This window comes from Mycolicibacter longobardus (genome assembly GCF_002102265.1).
In the GTDB taxonomy this organism is placed as follows: domain Bacteria; phylum Actinomycetota; class Actinomycetes; order Mycobacteriales; family Mycobacteriaceae; genus Mycobacterium; species Mycobacterium longobardum.
In genome coordinates this window covers 65,693-84,354 of record NZ_LQPG01000009.1, presented here as the reverse complement: position 1 = coordinate 84,354, position 18,662 = coordinate 65,693, and the positions used below count along the sequence as shown (strand labels likewise).

Genomic DNA, 18,662 nt, shown 5'->3' with positions numbered 1-18,662 from the left:
AGCAGAAGGTGGGAAGGGTCAGGCGTGGCACGCGACTATTACGGCCTGCTGGGCGTCGACAAGGGCGTCAGCGATACCGAGCTCAAGCGCGCCTATCGGAAGTTGGCGCGCCAGTACCACCCCGATGTCAATCCCGACGAGGCGGCGCAGGCCAAGTTCAAGGAGATCAGCGCCGCCTACGAGGTGCTGTCCGACCCGGAGAAGCGCCGGATCGTCGACCTCGGTGGCGACCCGCTGGAGAACGGCGGGGGTAACGGCTTCGGCGGAGGATTCGGGGGTTTCGGCGGCCTCGGGGATGTGTTCGAAGCCTTCTTCGGCGGCGGTGCGGCCTCTCGCGGACCGGTCGGGCGGGTCCGGCCGGGATCGGATTCGCTGCTGCGCATGCGCTTGGATCTCACCGAGTGCGCGACCGGGGTGACCAAACGCGTCACCGTCGACACCGCCGTGTTGTGCGACCGCTGCCAGGGGCGCGGGACCAATGGGGATTCCCAGCCCATGAGGTGCGACACCTGCCATGGCCGCGGCGAGGTGCAGACCGTGCAGCGGTCGCTGCTCGGCCAGGTGATGACGTCGCGACCTTGCCCGACCTGTCGCGGTGTGGGCGAGGTCATCCCGGATCCGTGCCACCAGTGCGGCGGCGACGGCCGGGTGCGGGCCCGCCGTGAGATCAGCGTGAAGATCCCGGCCGGTGTCGGCGACGGGATGCGGGTCCGGCTGGCCGCCCAGGGCGAGGTCGGGCCCGGCGGCGGACCGGCCGGCGACCTCTACGTCGAGGTGCACGAGCAGGCCCACGACATCTTCGCCCGCGACGGCGACGACCTGCACTGCCACATATCGGTGCCCATGGTCGACGCCGCGCTGGGCACCACCGTGACCGTTGACGCGATTCTCGACGGCGCCACCGACATCACCATCCCGGCCGGCACCCAGCCCGGAGCGACCATAGTGCTGCGCGGCCACGGCATGCCGCAGCTGCGGACCGGTGCGCGCGGTGACCTGCACGCCCATGTCCAAGTGGTGGTACCCGAACGGCTCGACAACCACGACACCGAGCTGCTGCGCCAGTTCAAGGCCCACCGCGACCGCGAGACCGCCGAGGTCCGCTCGGCGCACGCTCCGCAGAGCGGCGGGCTGTTCAGCCGACTGCGCGAAACCTTCACCGGCCGCTGAGCCAGCGGTGGGTGGCCTGTTCTACGTCGAGGCGCTGCCCGAGGTCGGTGCGCTGGCCGTAGTCGGCGGTGACGCCGGCTTTCACGCCGCGACGGTGCGCCGGATCCGGCCCGGTGAGCAGCTGACGCTCAGCGACGGCGCCGGTGTGGTGGCGCAATGCCGGGTCGAGGAGGCCGACAGGAGCGGGATACGCGCCCGGGTGCTGGACCGCCGCCGGGTCGCGCCGGCCGCACCACCGGTCACCGTGGTGCAGGCCCTGCCCAAATCCGAACGGTCCGAGCTGGCCATCGAGCTGGCCACCGAGGCCGGAGCCGACGCATTCGTAGCCTGGCAGGCCGACCGCTGCGTGGCCCGCTGGGACGGCTCCCGGGCCGAGAAGGGGCTGCGGCGGTGGGCCGCGGTGGCCCGGGCGGCCGCCGGGCAGTCGCGTCGCGCCCACATCCCGCCGGTGGACGGGGTGCTGACGACGTCCGGGCTGGTGTCGTGGGTCCGCGAACAGGTCGCCGGGGGAACGACCGTGCTGGTGCTGCATGATGCGTCCGGCGCCGGGCTGCCCGACGTGGCGGGGTGCTCTGCGCTGGCGCTGGTGGTCGGCCCGGAGGGTGGGATCACCGAGGCGGAGCTGACGGCGCTGACCGGCGCCGGTGCCGTCGCCGCCCGGCTGGGGCCGACCGTGCTGCGCACCTCCACCGCGGCGGCGGTCGCGCTGGGTGCGCTCGGGGTGCTCACCCCGCGCTGGGCGAGTGGATAGCCGAGCGGGTTGGGCGCCGCCGCTGGTGATCGGCGACGGCTACGCGGTGTATCGCGGCCCGGTGGGCGGCGGCGGACCGATTCACCGCCACGGCGCCTTCCAGATCGTGGTCGCCGGACGGGGCGAAGCGGCGATGGTGGACCTCGCCGGAACCCGCCATCAGTCCGTCGCGCTGGTGGTGTCACCGATGGCGCCGCACCGCATCCTCGCCGTGTCCGATCTGGTCACCTACTTCATCGAGCCGCACTGTTTGTTCGCTGACCGGCTGCGCCAGCGCTTCGACGCCGGGATCGCCGCCGCGCCCGAGCTGGGCTCGCTGCGGGAGGACGACGTCGCGGCGGCGTGCCGCAGGCCGTCGGAATCGCTCGATCCACGCCTGGTGACAGCGCTGGCCATGCTGGCAGACAACAGTGTTCCGATGCCGAGTCTGGCCGCTGCGATCGGCGTTTCGCCGCAGCGCCTGCGCGCGCTGGCGCGCCGGGAACTGGGGATGCCGCTCACCCGCTGGCGCGTCTGGTCACGGTTGCGCAGGGCCGTGGAAGCCCTGCAGTCGGGTAAACCCCTGGCCGAGGCCGCGGTTGCCGCGGGCTTCGCCGACCAAGCCCACTTCACCCGGCAGATGCGGGAGATGATGGGCCTGACGCCGACGGTGGTGCTGCGGGCGCTCGGCGATCAGCGCTTGCGGGCAACATAGATCGAGATCGTCCCGGTGATCGTCGGCACCACTTCGGCCTCCCGCACGTCGGCGAAGCCGGCGGCCGAAATCAGCTCCGGGAGAACACCGTCGGCATTGGGCTGGGTGTCGGTCTTGCCGTCGGCAAGCTGAACAATCCGAAACGCCAGGCGCATCAACCGCGTCCGCTGCAACCCGTAGTCGGCGATCACCAGCCGGCCGCCCGGCCGCAGCGCCGCGAACATCGAAGCCAGGACGGCGCGCTTGACCGCGATCGGGCACTGGTGCAACACCAGACTGGACATCACCGCGTCCATCGACTCCGCGCCCACCGCTTCCTCCAGGGCGTCGCCCATTCCGGTCAACCAGCGCACCCGGCCGTGGGTGTCCTTGCCGCGTGCCACCGCCAAGATCTCCGGATCGGGATCCAGGCCCACGATCTGTGCCCGCGGCTCGACCTGGCTTGCCAGCACCGCCAGCGAACCGGTGCCGCAGCCCACGTCGAGGATCACATCGTTCGGGCGCGGTGCCAGGTGCTTGATGGTCAGGCCTCGCCACAGCCGCTCGCGCGTCATCGCCACCACGGCGTCGAACAAGCGGGCGTCGAAGAAGCGGCCCGGCGCCAGCCGGCCCAGGGCGGGGGTGAAGTCTTTCTCGCTCATACCCGGCAGTCTCCGCGGCTCGGCACCTTCCTGTCTTGAACGAACCGCTCACCCGGCCGCGAATGACGCCAGCGTGGCGGCGATGTCCTCGACCGACAGTTCTCCGCGCTGTGCAACCTCGTTCATGAACGCCTCCGCCGCGTCGACGTCGAAGTTTGGTGAGAGCTCAATGCCGTTGATGTACAGGAATGTCCACGCCGAGGCCCAGGCGGTGCGCTTGTTTCCGTCTACCAGCGCATGGTTGCGCGCCAGCGATTGCAGCAACGCCGCCGCTTTTGCGTACAGGTCGGGATAGGCGTCTACGCCGAATGCCGTCGCTTGGGGACGAGCGACGGCGGCGTCGAGCAACCCATAGTCTCCGACTTCGCATGCGTGTCCTATGGCGAATGCACCGGCGACGAGCACGTCGTCACGGTCCAGAAATTCGGTCAAGCCAGGCGGCGATTCAACTCGGCTGAGCGTTTTGCGACCAGGGCTGCCGCCTCGGCGACCCGGCGCCGGTGTTCGCTGGCCGCGGTGATGACCGCACGGTGTGCGAATACGCGCAGCGAGAGGTTCTCTTCCCCGGCCGCGGCGCGGACGGCGGCGAGCTCCTCTTCGGTGAAGGTGATGTTCAGGGACGGCACGACAATGATGGTACTACTTATAGTGCCAATTCAGGTACCAAGCAATCGCAAGCCCGGGACCCGACTGAAGTGTTTGCGGTTTCGGGTCGCGAGCGGGAGATCGAATCTCAGGCAGATGCCCGCTTGCAGACAGTCCGCCATCGCGATGTCCTGGCCGGCGGACCGTAGGGTTGCGGCAACCTCTCCGGCGCGTAGCGCGGAATCGGGGTCGAGCGGGAAGGTCCGTGACCGCCCCAGCCGGAGGATCTCGTCGCGGCGGTCCAAGAAGTCGGCGCCGACCCGCAATTCGAACGCGGTGACAGCGGTGATGCGGAAACGATGCTCGACGATCAAGTCGCGCACCAGCGGTACCCCGGAGCCCTTGCCGCGCAGAAAATCGATGACGAGATCGGTGTCGACGACTACGAGGCCCGCCACGTGCTTCTCACGTCGCCGGCGCGGGAGCGCATCTCCTGGGCGTCGGAGTCGGTCAGCACGCCCTCCAGTTGAAGCAACAGGTCTACCTCGTCAGTGTGCAGATTCGCCAGATATCCATCTAGCGCTTCCTGGACCAGGACGGAAAAGCCTCGCACGCCGCGACGCTGCGCGATGGCGCTCAGTGCGCGGTGCTGGTCGTCGGTGATCTCGACCGTAGTACGCATGCATGCATGTTAGCATGCCCATGATTGTCGTTGGGGAGCGTCCTGCCCCGGCGCTAGACTGAGAATCCGAGCACAAAACGCTGCCCAGTCCCGCAAGAAAGCAGGCATCAGACCCCACGTGACGCCCCGCGACGCCAACGCTGCCTCCCAGGTCCGCAGCAGCATCGATGTTCCGCCTGACCTCGTCATGGGCCTGTTGGGTTCCGCAGATGAGAACCTGCGCGCGCTCGAACGCCTACTTGCCGCCGACCTGCACGTGCGCGGCAACGCCGTCACCCTCTCCGGGCCGCCGGCCGACGTCGCCCTGGGCGAGCGGGTGATCTCCGAGCTGGTGGCGATCGTGGCCAGCGGCCAGTCCCTGACCCCCGAAACCGTGCGGCGCAGCGTCGGCATGCTGGTGGGCACCGGCAGCGCGTCGCCGGCCGAAGTTCTAACTCTCGACATCCTGTCCCGGCGCGGCAAGACCATCCGGCCCAAGACGCTCAACCAGAAGCGCTACGTCGACGCCATCGATGCGCACACCATCGTGTTCGGTATCGGCCCGGCCGGCACCGGCAAGACCTATCTGGCGATGGCCAAGGCGGTACGCGCGCTGCAGACCAAGCAGGTGACCCGCATCATCCTGACGCGGCCGGCGGTGGAAGCCGGTGAGCGCCTGGGGTTTTTGCCCGGCACCTTGAGCGAGAAGATCGACCCGTATCTGCGCCCGCTCTACGACGCGTTGCACGACATGATGGACGCCGAGCTGATCCCCAAGCTGATGAGTTCCGGGGTGATCGAGGTGGCGCCGCTGGCGTACATGCGGGGCCGGAGTCTTAATGACGCGTTCATCATTCTTGATGAGGCGCAGAACACCACCGCCGAGCAGATGAAGATGTTCCTCACCCGCCTCGGGTTCGGCTCCAAGATCGTGGTCACCGGCGACGTCACCCAGATCGACCTGCCCGGCGGGGCGAAATCCGGGCTGCGGGCCGCGGTGGACATCCTCGATGACGTCGACGACATCTATGTCGCCGAGCTGACCAGCGTCGACGTGGTCCGGCACCGGCTGGTGTCCGAGATCGTCGACGCGTACTCACGTCACGAAGCCGAACACGCCCAGGGACTGTCGATGAACAGGGCGTCGCGGCGCGCGGCCCAGGGCCGGTCGCGCCGATGAGCATCGAGGTCTCCAACGAATCCGGTCTCGACGTCTCCGAGGTCGAGCTGGTCAGCGTCGCCAAGTTCGTCCTGGCCAAGATGGACGTCAACCCGGGCGCCGAACTGTCGATGGTGCTGCTGGACACCGCCGCCATGGCCGACCTGCACATGCGCTGGATGGACCTGCCCGGACCCACCGACGTCATGAGCTTCCCGATGGACGAACTCGAGCCCGGCGGGCGGCCCGACGCCCCCGAGCCCGGACCGTCGATGCTGGGAGACATCGCGCTGTGCCCCGAGTTCGCCGCCGAACAGGCTGCGGCGGCCGGGCATTCACTGGGCCAGGAGTTGGCCCTGCTCACCGTCCACGGCGTGCTGCACCTGTTGGGCTACGACCACGCCGAGCCGGATGAGGAAAAAGAGATGTTCGCGCTGCAGCGCCGGCTGCTCGAGGAGTGGGTCGCCGACCAGGTGGAGACCTACCGGGCCGAGACCCAGAGCGAGAAAGACCGCCGGCTGCTGGACAAGTCCAGGTACTTCGACGAACCGTGACCGGGACACCGCTGTTACTCAGTGTGATCGCACTGATCGGTCTGGGCGGGTTGTTCGCGGCGATCGACGCCGCGGTCAGCACCGTGTCGCCGGCGCGTGTCGAGGAACTGGTCCGCGTGAAACGTCCCGGCGCGGTGTGGCTGGTCAAGCTGATGGCCGAACGGCCCCGCTACATCAACCTGGTGGTGCTGCTGCGCATCACCTGCGAGGTGACCGCCACCGCGCTGCTGGTGCTGCTGCTGCATTCCGTGCTCGGCCTGGACTGGGGACTGTTCGCCGCCGCGGCGGGCATGGTGGTGGTCAGCTTCGTGGTGATCGGTGTGGGCCCCCGGACCTTGGGTCGGCAGAACGCCTATTCGATCGCCCTGGCCTCAGCGCTTCCGCTGCAAGTCCTTTCGGTGCTGCTCGCCCCGATCAGCCGCCTGCTGGTGGTGTTGGGTAATGCGCTGACGCCGGGGCGGGGTTTCCGCAACGGGCCGTTCGCCTCCGAAGTCGAGTTGCGTGAGGTGGTCGACCTGGCGCAGCAGAGCGGAGTGGTGGCCGCCGACGAGCGCCGGATGATCCAGTCGGTCTTCGAACTCTCCGACACCCCGGCCCGAGAGGTGATGGTGCCCCGCACCGAGATGGTGTGGATCGAACGTGACAAGACGGCGGGTCAGGCCACTGCTCTGGCGGTGCGCAGCGGCCACTCCCGCATCCCGGTGATCGGCGAGAACGTCGACGACATCCTCGGGGTGGTCTACCTGAAAGATCTTGTCCAACAAACCTATTACTCGACCAACGGGGGACGGGACACCACGGTGGCGCAGGTGATGCGCCCGGCGGTGTTCATGCCGGACTCCAAAGCGCTCGACGCGTTGCTGCAGGATATGCAGCGCAGCCGGTATCACATGGCCCTGCTGGTCGACGAGTACGGCGCGATCGCCGGACTGGTCACCATCGAGGACGTCCTGGAGGAGATCGTCGGCGAGATCGCCGACGAGTACGACCAGGGCGAAGTGGCCCCGGTGGAGGATTTGGGCGACAACAGGTTTCGGGTTTCCGCACGGCTGCCCATCGAAGATGTGGGCGAACTGTACGGGCTGGAGTTCGATTCCGGCCTGGACGTCGACACGGTCGGGGGGCTGCTGGCGCTGAAACTGGGCCGGGTTCCGCTGCCCGGCGCCGAGGTAGTGTCACACGGCCTGCGACTGCGGGCCGAGGGCACCCGCGACGGCCGGGGGCGGGTGCGGATCAGCACCGTTCTGGTCAGCCCGGTGGAACCCGAGGGCGAGGAGGCCACGGATGAGCGGTGACGCACTGACGGCTGCGAGCGCGCCGAACGTGTACTCAGCACGGAGATCCGCGCGAAGTATCGCCCTGAGTGCACGCTCGGTGAAAGGGAACCATGTCTGAGCTCGATTCTGAGTTCCATTCCGGCTTCGTGTGTTTCGTCGGCCGGCCCAACACCGGCAAGTCGACCCTGACCAACGCCCTGGTCGGCCAGAAGGTGGCGATCACCTCCAACCGCCCCCAGACCCCCCGCCACACCATTCGCGGGATCGTGCACCGGGACGACTTCCAGATCATCCTGGTCGACACTCCCGGCCTGCACCGGCCCCGGACGCTGCTGGGCAAGCGGCTCAACGAGTTGGTCAAAGACACCTATTCCCAAGTCGACGTCATCGGCCTGTGCATCCCCGCCGACGAGGCGATCGGCCCGGGGGATCGCTGGATCATTGAGCAGATCCGCGCCGTCGCACCCAGGACCAAGCTGGTCGTCGTCGTCACCAAGATCGACAAGACCAGCCGCGATAAGGTCGCCGCGCAACTGGTCGCGGTCGGCGAGCTGGCTCCGGAAGCCGAGATCGTCCCGGTGTCGGCGGTCACCGGCGAGCAGGTCGACGTGCTGATCAACGTGCTGGCCGCGGCGCTGCCGGTGGGTCCCGCCTTCTACCCCGACGGCGAGCTGACCGACGAGCCCGAAGAGACCCTGATGGCCGAGTTCATTCGGGAGGCGGCCCTGGAGGGGGTGCGCGACGAGCTGCCGCATTCGCTGGCCGTGGTGATCGAGGAGGTGCGCCCCCGCGAAGACCGCGAAGATCTGATCGAGGTGTACGCGATCCTCTACGTCGAACGGGACAGTCAGAAGGGGATCGTGATCGGCCGTGGCGGCGCCCGGCTGCGCGAGGTGGGCACCGCCGCGCGCACTCAGATCGAAAAGCTCCTGGGCACCAAGGTGTTTCTCGACCTTCGGGTCAAGGTCGCCAAGAATTGGCAGCGCGACCCCAAGCAGCTCGGACGGCTGGGATTCTGAGATTGCGGCCGGCCGTGGGCGTACCGCGCCCGAACCGGGATGGGCCACCGCCCGCCGCCGGCGGACCGGCATTGGTACATTCCAGGGATGCGCGTACGCAAGTCGTTGGTTGTCTCCTCGGTTGGCCTGGTCATGTGTGCGCAAGCACTGACCGGTTGCGGGGGATCCCACAAGCCGCTCGATACCACCAAGCTGTTCAACGTCGAGTCGACGTTCGGCTCGGACTTCAAGACCCAGACCAAGGGTCCCAACGAGATCGATCCGAAGATCCTCGGGCCGCAGAAGATGCCGCCCGGTGTGACTTTCGACCCCGCCGACTGCGCCGACTATGCGGCCTCGAGCGGCCGGCCACCGAAGGGTACCCGGGGCAAGATGTCGATGGTCTCGATCGTCGGCAACGGCAACCAGTTGGTCGCGATTGCCATGCAGGCCGATGACGACCTGCCCTATGACGCGGCGGCCGCCGAGAAGTGCAAGCACGTCTCGTTCGACGCCGGCAAGCTGACCGGCTACCTCGACGAGGTGGACGCCCCGCAGATCGACCACGCCACGACGGTGGGTTCGCACTCCGAGATCGAGCTTGTCGGCAAGGACGGGCAGCGGCAGTCCCGCGAGTCCTACACCTTCACCGCCTACCTCGGCAGCGCCCTGGTTCAGGTCACGGCCAACCCGCAGGCGGTGAAGGGCCAGCCGCCGGGCATGGTCGACCCTGACCGGGCGCGCCAGCTGCTGGTCGACGCGGTAGCGGCGCTGCGCGAGTAGTCCGTGCCGAAGAAGCTGTCGGTCGCCGGCGCCCTGGTCCTGATCACCGGAGGTGCCCGCGGAATCGGGGCGGCCACGGCGGCGATGCTGTCCGCTCGCGGCGCACGAGTGTGGATCGGCGACGTCGACGAGGACGCCTGTCTGCACACTGCCGCCGAACTGGGCGTCTCCGGAGGCCGGCTCGACGTGACCAGCACGGCGTCCTGGCAGGAGATGCTGGGGCGCATCGAGGCCGACTCCGATGCGGGCGGCCCGTTGGACATCCTGATCAACAACGCCGGGGTGATGCCCCTCGGGGCGTTCGAGGCCGAGACGGAGCAGGTCAGGGATCTGATCCTGGATGTCAACATCCGCGGTGTGCTCAACGGTATGCAGGCGGTGCTGCCCGGTATGGCCCGCCGTGGCCGCGGCCATGTGGTCAACGTCGCCTCGATGGCCGGCATGATCCCGGTGCCGGGAATGGTCACCTACAACGCGAGCAAGTTCGCCGCCCTGGGAGCGTCGCTGTCGGCGCGGCGGGAATACGCCGGAACCGGTGTCGCGGTGTCGGCGGTGCTGCCTTCTGCGGTGCGGACCGAGCTGACCGCCGGCGCCCCGCTGGGCGGCGGCATGCCCACGGTCGACCCGGAGGACGTGGCAGCGGCAATTCTCGCGGTGCTCGGGTCGCGGGCCGCGCGCCGATCGGTGCCCCGCTGGGTGGCTCCGGCCTGGTCGACGACCGCATTCGTGCCGGAGTGGCTGCACAATCTGGCCCGGCGGCTGATCGACGATCGCCGGGCGTTGACCTCCATCGACACCGCTGCGCGCGGCACCTACATCGATCGGGTGGACCGGCAGGCCCGCGCGCACCATGGCGAAAGAGCATCGTGACCGAGCGTGAGCCCCGGGTCGTCATCATCGGTGCGGGCGTCGCGGGCATCACCACCGCCCACATCCTGCGTGAGCAGGGCTTCACCGACATCACCGTGCTGGAGAAGGGCTCCGACGTCGGCGGCGTCTGGTACTGGAACCACTATCCGGGGCTGCGATGCGACGTGCCCTCGCAGATCTACCAGTTCGGGTTCGCGCCGAAGGCCGACTGGCGGCACGCCTGGGCAACCGGCCCGGCGATCCAGCGCTACCACCGCGACGTCGTCGACCGGCTCGGGCTGACGGAGCTGATCCGGCTCGACACCGAGGTGACCGACGCGCAATGGGATGAAACCCGGCACTGGGTACTGACCACCGCCACCGGGGAACAGTTGGTCGCCGACTTCGTGATCTGCGCGACCGGGGTGCTGCACCACCCGTTTGTCCCCGAGATCCCCGGGCTGGCGGATTTTGCCGGCCCGGTGGTGCACACCGCCCGCTGGGATGACGATCTCGACACGGCCGGATCGCGGGTCGCGGTGATCGGCACCGGATCGACCGGCGTGCAGGTGGTCTCGGCCCTGCAGCCCCGAGCCGCGTCGATCGACCACTACGTGCGTTCGGCGCAGTGGATCCTGTGGGCGCCCATGTTCCTGCCGCAGCTGCCGGGGGTCGCCGCGGTGCTGGCGCGCTTCCCGGCGTTGCACCGAGCGCTGTACCGGATGATGGCCTTCGGCGGATCGGACCTGCTGACCGACCTCACCACGCGTCCGACGTGGCGCCGCCGGGCCGTGCAGGCATACGCTCGGGCATGCCTGCGAATTCAGGTGCGCGACAAAACATTACGGGCCAAACTCCAACCCGACTACCAGCCGCTGTGTAAGCGCCAGGTGGTGTCGGGAAGCTACTACCGGGCCATCCGCGCCGACAACGCCGACCTCGTCACCGACGGTATCGCCGAAGTCACCCAGAACGGCATCCGCACCGCCGACGGCACCCACCGCGAGACCGACGTCATCGTGCTGGCGACCGGATTCCACGCCCACAACTACATGCGGCCCATGCGGCTGACCGGCCGGGATCGCATCAACATCGACGACGCCTGGGCCAAGGGCCCGCGCGCCTACCGGATGACGGCCATCCCCGGGTTCCCCAACCTGTTCACGGTGCTGGGCCCCAATTCACCCACCGGATCCATCTCACTGCAGTACACCTCGGAGTTGACCGCCCGCTACATCGCGCAGTGGCTGGAGAAGTTCCGGGCCGCGGAGCTGACCACCGTCGAGGTCACCGACCAGGCCACCACCCGGTTCAACGACGACGTCGCCGTCGCGATGGGACCGACGGTATGGAACACCGGCTGCAACTCGTGGTACCTGACCGAGGGCGGTGCGGTCGACCTGTGGCCCTTCGACCGGGCGACGATGAAGGCGATGCTGGACAGCCCGGACCCGGCGGACTTCCACGTCAGCTGATTCGGCCCTCAGTGCTCGCCGCGGGCCACTGGCCGTGACGGATCCGAGCTCCACTGCGACCACGACCCCGGGAACATCGCCGCTGAGCGGCCGACGGCGGCCAGCGCCGCCACGATCACCGTCGCGCTGATCCCCGAACCGCAGTAGGCACCCACCGCGTCGTCGGCGCCGACGCCGCGCTCGGACAGCAGCCGGGCAACCGCGTCGTCGGGCAGGAAGGTTCCATCGGCGGCCAGCAGGGCGGTGAACGGTAGGTTCTTCGCGCCGGGAATATGACCGGCGGCCGCATCGATCGGTTCCACCTCGGCGCGGAATCGTTCGGGGGCGCGGGCATCGAGCAGCGCCAGCATGCCGGTGCGGGCGCCCTCGCCGGCCTCGTCGGCGGTCAGGGTGGGCCGGATGCCGTCGTAGAGGTCTTCGGGCAGCAGGGTCACCTTGCCCGGTTCGGCGGTCACCTCACCGGTCTCCAGTTCGCCGCCGGCCGTTGTCCACGCCGGCAGCCCACCGTCGAGAATCCGGACGTTGGCCACCCCGGAGGTGGTCAGCAACCACCACAACCGCCCGGACGCGGCCCGGTTCCAGTCGTCGTAGACCACCACCGGCCGGTCTCGTCTCACGCCCCACCGGCGGGCGGCGGCTTCCAGGTTGCGCCCGGTCGGCAGCGGGTGCCGGCCCCGGTCGGCAACGGCGTGGTCGGACAGCTCGTCCTCGAGCGAGACGTACACCGCACCCGGAAGGTGGCCGCGCAGGTATGCCGGATGCCCATCCGGTGCCTCCAGGCTCCAACGGACGTCGAGGACGGTCACCGGATCACCGGCGCGCAGGAGCTCGGCGAGCTCCGCGGCGGTGATCAGGACCTTGCTGCGCGGGCCCACCGCTGGGCTCTGCTCAGTAGTTGTTGCAGGAAGCGGCAATCGAGGTGATGGTGCCGATGTACTGCTGAGCCTCCGGCATCGCCTGGATCTGGGTGGCGATCCGCTGCCGCTTCTCGGGAGGCGAAGCCAGGAAGGACTGCAGCCAGGTCGCGGCGATCGGGGAGGCAGTGAAGTCTGCGGCCTCAGCGGGGTGCTCGGTGTTCAGCGCCGCCATCACCTGGGAGTAGTTGCAGGTGGTGTTGACGATCGGGCCGAGGTCGGGGCTTGCGGCCGCGAACCCGGCTCCAGCGGAGAGCGACAAAGCCAGACTGCCAGCTGCGACAGCGAGCCTGGTCAACGACAGAGAGGCCATTTTGCAGACGCCTTTCACCAATGCACCTATACGGGGGTACGAAGTCCTACCTCAAGACGGACCAAGCTTAGCGGACAGCCGGTGACCGCGCTGAAGTCACAGGTAGGGCGGGTTCTCCGGTGCTCACGAGCCGTGGCCGGGCTCCGTGCGCCACCACGGCGTGGGCTGCCGGGACGCCCAGCCGCTGATGCCCTCCAGCTCGGCGGCCAGTGAGACCAGCAGGCCGTCGCTGTTGGCCGGTCCCATCAACTGCACCCCGATCGGCAACCCGTCGGAGGTGAACCCGGCGGGCACGTTGACCGACGGCCAGCCCAGCAGGTTCCACGGCCAGGTCACCGGGCAGGCCGCGATCATGGCGCGGTCGGTCTCCCAGCTGCCCAGATCGTCGAAGGTGTGCACCAGTGGTGGCGGTTGGGCGGTGGTAGGTGCCAGCACCACGTCGACGATGCGAAAGATCGAGCCCACCCGGCGCTGATCGTCGGCCTCCCGGGCGCGGGCCTTGCGCAGCACGGTCTGGGACAGCAGCCGGCCGGTGCGCAGATTGGCCAGGGTCCGCGGGTCGAGGGTGACGTGATCGAGGCCGCTCGCGGCGGCCAGTACACCCGCGGTGGAGCGGGACAGGAAGTTCCACGACAGCCGCAGCCCGTAGTCGGGGTTTCCCGGAACCACAATGTGCCCGAGTAGCCGCAGCTGCTCGGCGGTGTGCTCCAGCGCGGCCCTGATCTCCGGGTGCAGTCGAGCCGGGAACCCGGTGTAGGGGAAGCGGGTGGACAGCGCGATGCGCAGTCGCCCCGGCGCGGTCCGCACATAGTCGGAGACCGTCATCGGCGGCGGCTTGTGCAGTTCGCCGTCGACATTGCCGGAGGCCGCGTCCAGTACCAGCGCCGCGTCCTCGACGGTGCGGGCCAGCACCCCGTTGACGGTGAGTCCGTTGAACGCCTCCGGCAGCGGCCAGGTGGAGATGCGGCCACGCTGCGGTTTGATGCCGACCAGATGCGTCCACGCGGCGGGGATGCGCACGCTGCCGGCCCCGTCGGACCCGATCGCCGCGGCGACCAGTCCGGCGGCCACCGCGGCGGCGCTGCCCCCCGACGACCCACCGGGGGTGTGCCGGCGAGACCAGGGATTGCGAGTGTGGCCGAACCCGGGGCCGCTGGTGAACGGCCACTGGCCCAACTCGCAGGTGTTGGTCTTGCCGACGATCACCGCGCCGGCGGCCCGCAGGCGGCGCACCACCTCGGCATCGTTGCGGGCGGGTTCGACGTATCCGGCGGTGCCGAACCAGGTGGGCACGCCCGCGATGTCGGTGTCGTCTTTGACCGAGATCGGGATGCCCAGCAGCGGTGCTCGGTGACCCGCGGCCCGGCGCCGGTCGGCTTCGGCGGCGTCGATCAGCGCAGACTCGGTGAACACCACCCGAAAAGCGTTCAGCGTGGACTGGCTGGCGTCGATGGCGTGCAATGCGCGGCGCACCAGGTCGACGGAGGTCACCTCGCCGCTGGCCAGCTGGTAGAGCTGTTCGGTGAGGGTGGGGAAGCGGGTGCCGGACGCCGCGGGCGGGTGGGTCATCGGTGATGAGACTATCGGCGTGCCGCGCGGTGGCTGTCCTCGAATCGCCCCCCTGCGATGCGAAACTGGTGCGATGCGGCTGTATCGGGACCGGGCGGTGGTGCTGCGCCAGCACAAGCTCGGCGAAGCCGACCGGATCGTCACCTTGCTCACCCGCGACCACGGGCTGGTCCGCGCGGTGGCCAAGGGGGTGCGCCGTACCCGCAGCAAGTTCGGTGCCCGGCTGGAGCCGTTCGCCCACATCGACGTTCAGCTGCATCCCGGCCGCAACCTCGACATCGTCACCCAGGTGGTGTCGGTGGACGCGTTCGCCACCGACATCGTCAGCGACTATGGCCGCTACACCTGCGCCTGCGTGATGCTGGAGACCGCGGAACGCCTCGCCGGCGCCGAGCGTGCCCCGGCGACGGCGCTGCACCGGCTGACGGTCGGTGCGCTGCGTGCGGTGGCGGACGGCAGCCGGCCCCGCGAACTGGTGCTGGACGCCTACCTGCTGCGTGCCATGTCGGCGGCCGGGTGGGCGCCGGCGCTGACCGAGTGCGCCCGCTGCGCCACCCCCGGCCCGCACCGGGCATTTCATGTCGCAGCCGGCGGCAGCGTCTGCGGGCACTGCCGCCCGGCCGGTGCGACGACCCCGCCGTTGGGGGTGCTGGATCTGATGTCGGCGCTGCACGACGGCGACTGGGAGGCCGCCGAGAGCTCCACCGCGGCACACCGCAGTCACGCCAGCGGATTGGTGGCTGCTCATCTGCAATGGCACTTGGAACGGCGGCTGCGAACGTTACCGCTGGTAGAACGTGTCCAGCGGGCAGTCGGGCCGGAGGCCCGGGCTGGTGTTGCGGCTGGTCCCGGATCCAAGGCCACCGGCAGCGAGGGCTGAGTGCGCCGGACACCGACCTGGCAATTGTGTCTGTTTCGGTGGACCGTTCGGGCGTCGGCGGTAGGCTGATGCGACTTTCACGATACGAAGGCTCAATCAGGAAGGCAGGCCGAATGATTCACGACACCGGATGGGGGCGCTGGGCGCACGACACTGCGCCGCGCTACGTCGCCGGCTTCGGAGCAGCTGCGGGAGCGCTGCTTGTCGCGGGAATGATCCCGGCGGTGGCCCCGCTGGCGCAGGCCCGCGTCGAATTCGGCCCCGGGTTCGGGATCACGACGCCTCTGCAGGTCCACGCGCCCGGTGGTGATGGAGCCGACGGTGCTGACGGTGCCAACGGCGCCGATGGTGCCAACGGTGCTGACGGTGCCAATGGTGCTGACGGTGCCGCGGGTGCCGGGGGCCAGGGCGGCAAGGGCGGTCAGGGCGGTAAAGGTGGACAGGGCGGAAAGGGTGGCCAAGGCGGCAAGGGCGGCCAGGGTGGCAAGGGCGGCCACGGCGGTGACGGCGGCAACGGTGGCGCAGGTGGCGCCGGCGGCGCCGGCGGTGCGCCCGGTCTCGGCGGCCAGCCCGGTGAGGGCGGCGCCGGTGGCCAAGGCGGCGCACCCGGACCGGGCGGAACACCGGGCCAGCCCGGTCAGCCCGGCCAGCCCGGTCGCGCCGGCTGAGTCAGCCGGCAGCACCATCCCGGCGCATCGGACGCTCCGCTAGGAGTCGCTCCCGGCGCGGCGGCCGAAACAACCCCCGCTAAAGTCTGATCCGATCCGGCGGGGGGTCGAACTCAACAAGGAGCCACAAAGAAGTGACCGAGAATCCACGCGCAGATATCGTCTCCCGACAGTACGAGCGGTGGACCTACCCGCCGCCCATCCATGACCTGCAGGCGTGGTCTGCCGGAAACTGGGAGTGGTTCGACCCGAGCCACGCGCACCGGGTGCTGTGGCCGGACCGGGAGTACCGGCCCGACCTGGACATCCTGATCGCGGGCTGCGGCACCAACCAGGCGGCGGTCTTCGCCTACAACAACCCCAAGGCCAAGGTGGTGGCCGTCGACATCAGCCAGTCATCGCTGGGGCATCAGCAGTACCTCAAGGACAAGCACGGGTTGTGGAACCTGGAGCTGCACCAGCTCCCCATCGAGGAGCTGTCCACGCTCGGCCAGGACTTCGACCTGGCGGTCTCGACGGGCGTACTGCACCACATGGCCGACCCGAAGGTGGGCATGAAGGCGGTGGCGGACCGCCTGCGGCCCGACGGCGTCGCCGGCATCATGCTCTACGCACGCTATGGCCGGATCGGCATCGAAATCCTCGAGACGGTCTTCCAGGACCTCGGGTTGGAGCAGAACGACGAGTCGATTCAGACCGTCCGCCAGGCCATCCGGATGCTGTCCCAGGACCACCCCGTCCAGCCGTACCTGAAGATCGCAGGCGACCTGGCTTCGGATTCGGGCCTGGTGGACACGTTCCTGCACGGCCGGGCAAAGAGCTACGACGTCGACGGCTGCATCGATCTGGCCACCTCGGCCGGGCTCGACTTCCAGGGCTGGCTGCTCAAGGCGCCCTACTACGCCCATGACATCGCCGTGCCGTCGGGCGGCTTCTACGACAAGGTGAACGCGCTGCCGGAGGCCAAGATCTGGTCGGTGATGGAGCGCATCCACACCCTCAACGCGCGGCACTTCTTCATGGCCACCCGCCCCGACCGGCCCAAGAGCAGCTACGTGGTCGACTTCTCGACGCCGGAAAGCCTCGATTATGTGCCCCTGTTCCGCTACAAGTGCGGCCTGAACGGCAACGAGATCTTCCGCCCGGGCTGGCGCATGGGACTCAACCCGGCGCAGCTGCCGTTCGTCCAGAGCATCGACGGTCGCCGGAGCATCCGTCAGATCGCCGCGGACCTGGCGCAGGCCGGCGGTCCGGCTCGCGGGAGCGCGGCCGACCTGGAGAAGTTCGGCCGCAAGCTCTTCCAATCGCTGTGGCGGCTGGACTTCGTCGCAATGGACCTGGGTGCCGGTTCCTGATCGCGGCCTAGCGATCGAAGCCGGTAAACCGCCGCGGCGACTTCGCGGTCGCCGCAGGCGGTGCCGGCCCGGTCGGGCAGGATAGGCGCATGGTGTTGAATCGGGCCAGTCGGAAGGTCGCCTTCCCGCAGCTGCCCGCGGCGCCCGACGACTATCCGGTGTTCCCGGACAAGTCCACCTGGCCGGTGGTCTTCCCGCAGCTGCCGTCGCCGCCGGGCGGGGGACCGTGCCGCCCGCCGCAGCACACGTCCAAGGCGGTCGCTCCGCAGATCCCCGCTGACGCGCTGCCCAACCACGTCGCCGTCGTCATGGACGGCAACGGCCGCTGGGCGACCCAGCGCGGGTTGGGTCGCACCGAGGGGCACAAGATGGGCGAGGCGGTGCTGATCGACATCACTTGCGGTGCCATCGAACTCGGCATCAAGTGGCTGACGGTGTACGCCTTCTCCACCGAGAACTGGAAGCGCTCCGCCGAGGAGGTCCGGTTCCTGATGGGGTTCAACCGCGAGGTGGTGCGCCGCCGCCGGGAGAACCTCAATGCGATGGGTGTGCGGATGCGCTGGGTGGGTTCGCGGCCGAAGATGTGGCGCAGCGTCATCAAAGAATTCGAGATCGCCGAGGCCATGACGGTCGGCAATGACGTCATCACGATCAACTACTGCGTCAATTACGGGGGACGCACCGAGATTGCCGAAGCCGCACAGGCTATCGCGCAGGAGGCGGTCGCGGGCAAGCTGAACCCGAACCGGATCACCGAGGCCACCATCGCGCGTCATCTGCACCGGCCGGACATGCCCGATGTCGACCTGCTGATCCGCACCTCCGGCGAGCAGCGGTCCTCGAACTTCATGCTGTGGCAGGCGGCCTACGCGGAGTACATCTTTCAAGAGAAGTTGTGGCCGGACTATGACCGCCGCGACCTGTGGGAGGCCTGCGAACAGTACGCCTCGCGGCAGCGCCGGTTCGGGACGGCGTGATGACGGCGCTGGTCGATCGTCTCGCCGCGGCGCTCGCGGAGGTACTGGCCGTCGATGCCGAGCCCGACGGTGCGCTGACCGTTGCGCATGACGGCACGCTGGCGTCGCTGCGGGTGGTGCCGATCGCCGAGGGCCTTGAGCTGGTGTCGCTCACCCAGATCCTGGCCTGGGGCCTGCCGCTGACCAAGAAGCTGCGCAAGCGCGCCGCCGAACAGGCGGACCTCAGCCAGCTCGGGACCCTCACCCTGCTCGAGAAGGACACCGAGTCCGCAGATGTGATGCTGCGCTACAACTTTCCCGGCTCGGGCTTGACCGACGATGCGCTGTGCACCATGGTCTTGTTGGTGCTGACCAAAGGCGTGGACATCCGCGGCATACTCACCGCCTGA

General features: G+C 69.1%; 23 protein-coding genes. 15 read left to right on the top strand and 8 right to left on the bottom strand.

Annotated elements, in window-relative coordinates; genetic code table 11:
- Nucleotides 1-24 precede the first annotated feature (24 nt).
- From dnaJ to AWC16_RS03915, 3 genes are read left to right on the top strand one after another with little or no spacing between them, the layout of a single operon-like run.
- Nucleotides 25-1,170 (top strand): molecular chaperone DnaJ, encoded by a 1,146-nt coding sequence (dnaJ, locus tag AWC16_RS03925; protein ID WP_085263479.1) that lies wholly within the window; start codon nt 25-27, stop codon nt 1,168-1,170.
- A 7-nt stretch (nt 1,171-1,177) separates the two neighbouring features.
- Complete coding sequence (locus tag AWC16_RS03920) at nt 1,178-1,921, top strand: 16S rRNA (uracil(1498)-N(3))-methyltransferase (protein WP_085263478.1); 744 nt, start codon at nt 1,178-1,180, stop codon at nt 1,919-1,921.
- Nucleotides 1,914-2,615, top strand: a complete 702-nt coding sequence (locus AWC16_RS03915) for an AraC family transcriptional regulator (protein WP_234812115.1) — start codon at nt 1,914-1,916, stop codon at nt 2,613-2,615. The genes AWC16_RS03920 and AWC16_RS03915 overlap by 8 nt, the downstream gene beginning before the upstream one ends.
- Here the strand turns inward: AWC16_RS03915 and AWC16_RS03910 are convergent.
- Genes AWC16_RS03910 through AWC16_RS03890 form a run of 5 tightly spaced genes read right to left on the bottom strand, consistent with a single transcriptional unit; the run spans nt 2,594 to nt 4,523 of the window.
- On the bottom strand, nt 2,594-3,256 hold the full coding sequence (locus AWC16_RS03910; RefSeq protein WP_085263477.1) for a class I SAM-dependent methyltransferase: 663 nt from the start codon (nt 3,254-3,256) through the stop codon (nt 2,594-2,596). The genes AWC16_RS03915 and AWC16_RS03910 overlap by 22 nt on opposite strands.
- A 48-nt stretch (nt 3,257-3,304) precedes the next feature.
- The gene (locus AWC16_RS03905; RefSeq protein ID WP_085263476.1) at nt 3,305-3,688 is read right to left on the bottom strand and encodes a type II toxin-antitoxin system death-on-curing family toxin; all 384 of its coding nucleotides are present in this window, start codon (nt 3,686-3,688) and stop codon (nt 3,305-3,307) included.
- Entirely contained in the window at nt 3,685-3,882 is a 198-nt protein-coding gene (locus tag AWC16_RS03900) for an antitoxin Phd (RefSeq protein WP_109561264.1), read from the bottom strand. The genes AWC16_RS03905 and AWC16_RS03900 overlap by 4 nt, the downstream gene beginning before the upstream one ends.
- A 30-nt stretch (nt 3,883-3,912) precedes the next feature.
- Nucleotides 3,913-4,299 carry a type II toxin-antitoxin system VapC family toxin gene (locus AWC16_RS03895; protein WP_085263474.1) on the bottom strand — a complete coding sequence of 129 codons (387 nt, stop codon included), beginning with the start codon at nt 4,297-4,299 and terminating at the stop codon, nt 3,913-3,915.
- A complete protein-coding gene (locus AWC16_RS03890; RefSeq protein WP_085263473.1) occupies nt 4,284-4,523 on the bottom strand; it encodes a hypothetical protein in 240 nt (79 codons plus the stop codon). The genes AWC16_RS03895 and AWC16_RS03890 overlap by 16 nt, the downstream gene beginning before the upstream one ends.
- A 118-nt stretch (nt 4,524-4,641) precedes the next feature.
- On the opposite strand from AWC16_RS03890, the gene AWC16_RS03885 reads away from it, so the two are divergent.
- From AWC16_RS03885 to AWC16_RS03855, 7 genes are all read left to right on the top strand, one after another.
- A complete protein-coding gene (locus AWC16_RS03885; protein ID WP_085263472.1) occupies nt 4,642-5,682 on the top strand; it encodes a PhoH family protein in 1,041 nt (346 codons plus the stop codon).
- Entirely contained in the window at nt 5,679-6,215 is a 537-nt protein-coding gene (gene ybeY / locus AWC16_RS03880; protein WP_085263471.1) for an rRNA maturation RNase YbeY, read from the top strand. The genes AWC16_RS03885 and ybeY overlap by 4 nt, the downstream gene beginning before the upstream one ends.
- Nucleotides 6,212-7,510 carry a hemolysin family protein gene (locus AWC16_RS03875; protein ID WP_085263470.1) on the top strand — a complete coding sequence of 433 codons (1,299 nt, stop codon included), beginning with the start codon at nt 6,212-6,214 and terminating at the stop codon, nt 7,508-7,510. The genes ybeY and AWC16_RS03875 overlap by 4 nt, the downstream gene beginning before the upstream one ends.
- Nucleotides 7,511-7,602: 92 nt before the next feature.
- Complete coding sequence (gene era, locus AWC16_RS03870; RefSeq protein WP_085263469.1) at nt 7,603-8,511, top strand: GTPase Era; 909 nt, start codon at nt 7,603-7,605, stop codon at nt 8,509-8,511.
- Between the two features lie 87 nt (nt 8,512-8,598).
- Nucleotides 8,599-9,273 carry a DUF5642 family protein gene (locus AWC16_RS03865; RefSeq protein WP_165759158.1) on the top strand — a complete coding sequence of 225 codons (675 nt, stop codon included), beginning with the start codon at nt 8,599-8,601 and terminating at the stop codon, nt 9,271-9,273.
- 3 nt (nt 9,274-9,276) lie between these two features.
- Complete coding sequence (locus AWC16_RS03860; protein ID WP_234812114.1) at nt 9,277-10,143, top strand: SDR family oxidoreductase; 867 nt, start codon at nt 9,277-9,279, stop codon at nt 10,141-10,143.
- Nucleotides 10,140-11,597 (top strand): flavin-containing monooxygenase, encoded by a 1,458-nt coding sequence (locus AWC16_RS03855; RefSeq protein ID WP_085263468.1) that lies wholly within the window; start codon nt 10,140-10,142, stop codon nt 11,595-11,597. The genes AWC16_RS03860 and AWC16_RS03855 overlap by 4 nt, the downstream gene beginning before the upstream one ends.
- 8 nt (nt 11,598-11,605) lie before the next feature.
- Here AWC16_RS03855 and AWC16_RS03850 read toward each other — a convergent pair whose 3' ends face one another.
- From AWC16_RS03850 to AWC16_RS03840, 3 genes are all read right to left on the bottom strand, one after another.
- On the bottom strand, nt 11,606-12,472 hold the full coding sequence (locus AWC16_RS03850) for a sulfurtransferase (protein WP_085263467.1): 867 nt from the start codon (nt 12,470-12,472) through the stop codon (nt 11,606-11,608).
- Nucleotides 12,473-12,485: 13 nt separating this feature from the next.
- The gene (locus tag AWC16_RS03845) at nt 12,486-12,824 is read right to left on the bottom strand and encodes a hemophore-related protein (RefSeq protein WP_085263466.1); all 339 of its coding nucleotides are present in this window, start codon (nt 12,822-12,824) and stop codon (nt 12,486-12,488) included.
- A gap of 123 nt (nt 12,825-12,947) precedes the next feature.
- Entirely contained in the window at nt 12,948-14,393 is a 1,446-nt protein-coding gene (locus AWC16_RS03840; protein WP_109561262.1) for an amidase, read from the bottom strand.
- 73 nt (nt 14,394-14,466) lie between these two features.
- On the opposite strand from AWC16_RS03840, the gene recO reads away from it, so the two are divergent.
- The 5 genes from recO to AWC16_RS03815 all read left to right on the top strand — a co-directional run bounded on the left by recO (nt 14,467) and on the right by AWC16_RS03815 (nt 18,662).
- Nucleotides 14,467-15,273 (top strand): DNA repair protein RecO, encoded by an 807-nt coding sequence (gene recO / locus AWC16_RS03835; protein ID WP_085263465.1) that lies wholly within the window; start codon nt 14,467-14,469, stop codon nt 15,271-15,273.
- Nucleotides 15,274-15,386: 113 nt separating this feature from the next.
- A complete protein-coding gene (locus tag AWC16_RS24625) occupies nt 15,387-15,941 on the top strand; it encodes a hypothetical protein (protein WP_207572252.1) in 555 nt (184 codons plus the stop codon).
- Nucleotides 15,942-16,075: 134 nt separating this feature from the next.
- Nucleotides 16,076-17,296 carry a class I SAM-dependent methyltransferase gene (locus AWC16_RS03825; RefSeq protein WP_085263464.1) on the top strand — a complete coding sequence of 407 codons (1,221 nt, stop codon included), beginning with the start codon at nt 16,076-16,078 and terminating at the stop codon, nt 17,294-17,296.
- An 89-nt stretch (nt 17,297-17,385) separates the two neighbouring features.
- Nucleotides 17,386-18,273, top strand: coding sequence for a decaprenyl diphosphate synthase (locus AWC16_RS03820; protein WP_085263463.1), 888 nt, complete (start codon nt 17,386-17,388; stop codon nt 18,271-18,273).
- The gene (locus AWC16_RS03815) at nt 18,273-18,662 is read left to right on the top strand and encodes a hypothetical protein (RefSeq protein ID WP_085263462.1); all 390 of its coding nucleotides are present in this window, start codon (nt 18,273-18,275) and stop codon (nt 18,660-18,662) included. Before AWC16_RS03820 ends, AWC16_RS03815 begins: the two co-directional genes overlap by 1 nt.

Coding starts and splice junctions, on each gene's coding strand:
- AWC16_RS03910 (WP_085263477.1), bottom strand. CDS start 3,256: ATGAGCGAGAAAGACTTCACCCCCGCCCTGGGCCGGCTGGCGCCGGGC.
- AWC16_RS03890 (WP_085263473.1), bottom strand. CDS start 4,523: ATGCGTACTACGGTCGAGATCACCGACGACCAGCACCGCGCACTGAGC.
- ybeY (WP_085263471.1), top strand. CDS start 5,679: ATGAGCATCGAGGTCTCCAACGAATCCGGTCTCGACGTCTCCGAGGTC.
- era (WP_085263469.1), top strand. CDS start 7,603: ATGTCTGAGCTCGATTCTGAGTTCCATTCCGGCTTCGTGTGTTTCGTC.
- AWC16_RS03865 (WP_165759158.1), top strand. CDS start 8,599: ATGCGCGTACGCAAGTCGTTGGTTGTCTCCTCGGTTGGCCTGGTCATG.
- AWC16_RS03845 (WP_085263466.1), bottom strand. CDS start 12,824: ATGGCCTCTCTGTCGTTGACCAGGCTCGCTGTCGCAGCTGGCAGTCTG.
- AWC16_RS03840 (WP_109561262.1), bottom strand. CDS start 14,393: ATGACCCACCCGCCCGCGGCGTCCGGCACCCGCTTCCCCACCCTCACC.
- recO (WP_085263465.1), top strand. CDS start 14,467: ATGCGGCTGTATCGGGACCGGGCGGTGGTGCTGCGCCAGCACAAGCTC.
- AWC16_RS24625 (WP_207572252.1), top strand. CDS start 15,387: ATGATTCACGACACCGGATGGGGGCGCTGGGCGCACGACACTGCGCCG.
- AWC16_RS03820 (WP_085263463.1), top strand. CDS start 17,386: ATGGTGTTGAATCGGGCCAGTCGGAAGGTCGCCTTCCCGCAGCTGCCC.
- AWC16_RS03815 (WP_085263462.1), top strand. CDS start 18,273: ATGACGGCGCTGGTCGATCGTCTCGCCGCGGCGCTCGCGGAGGTACTG.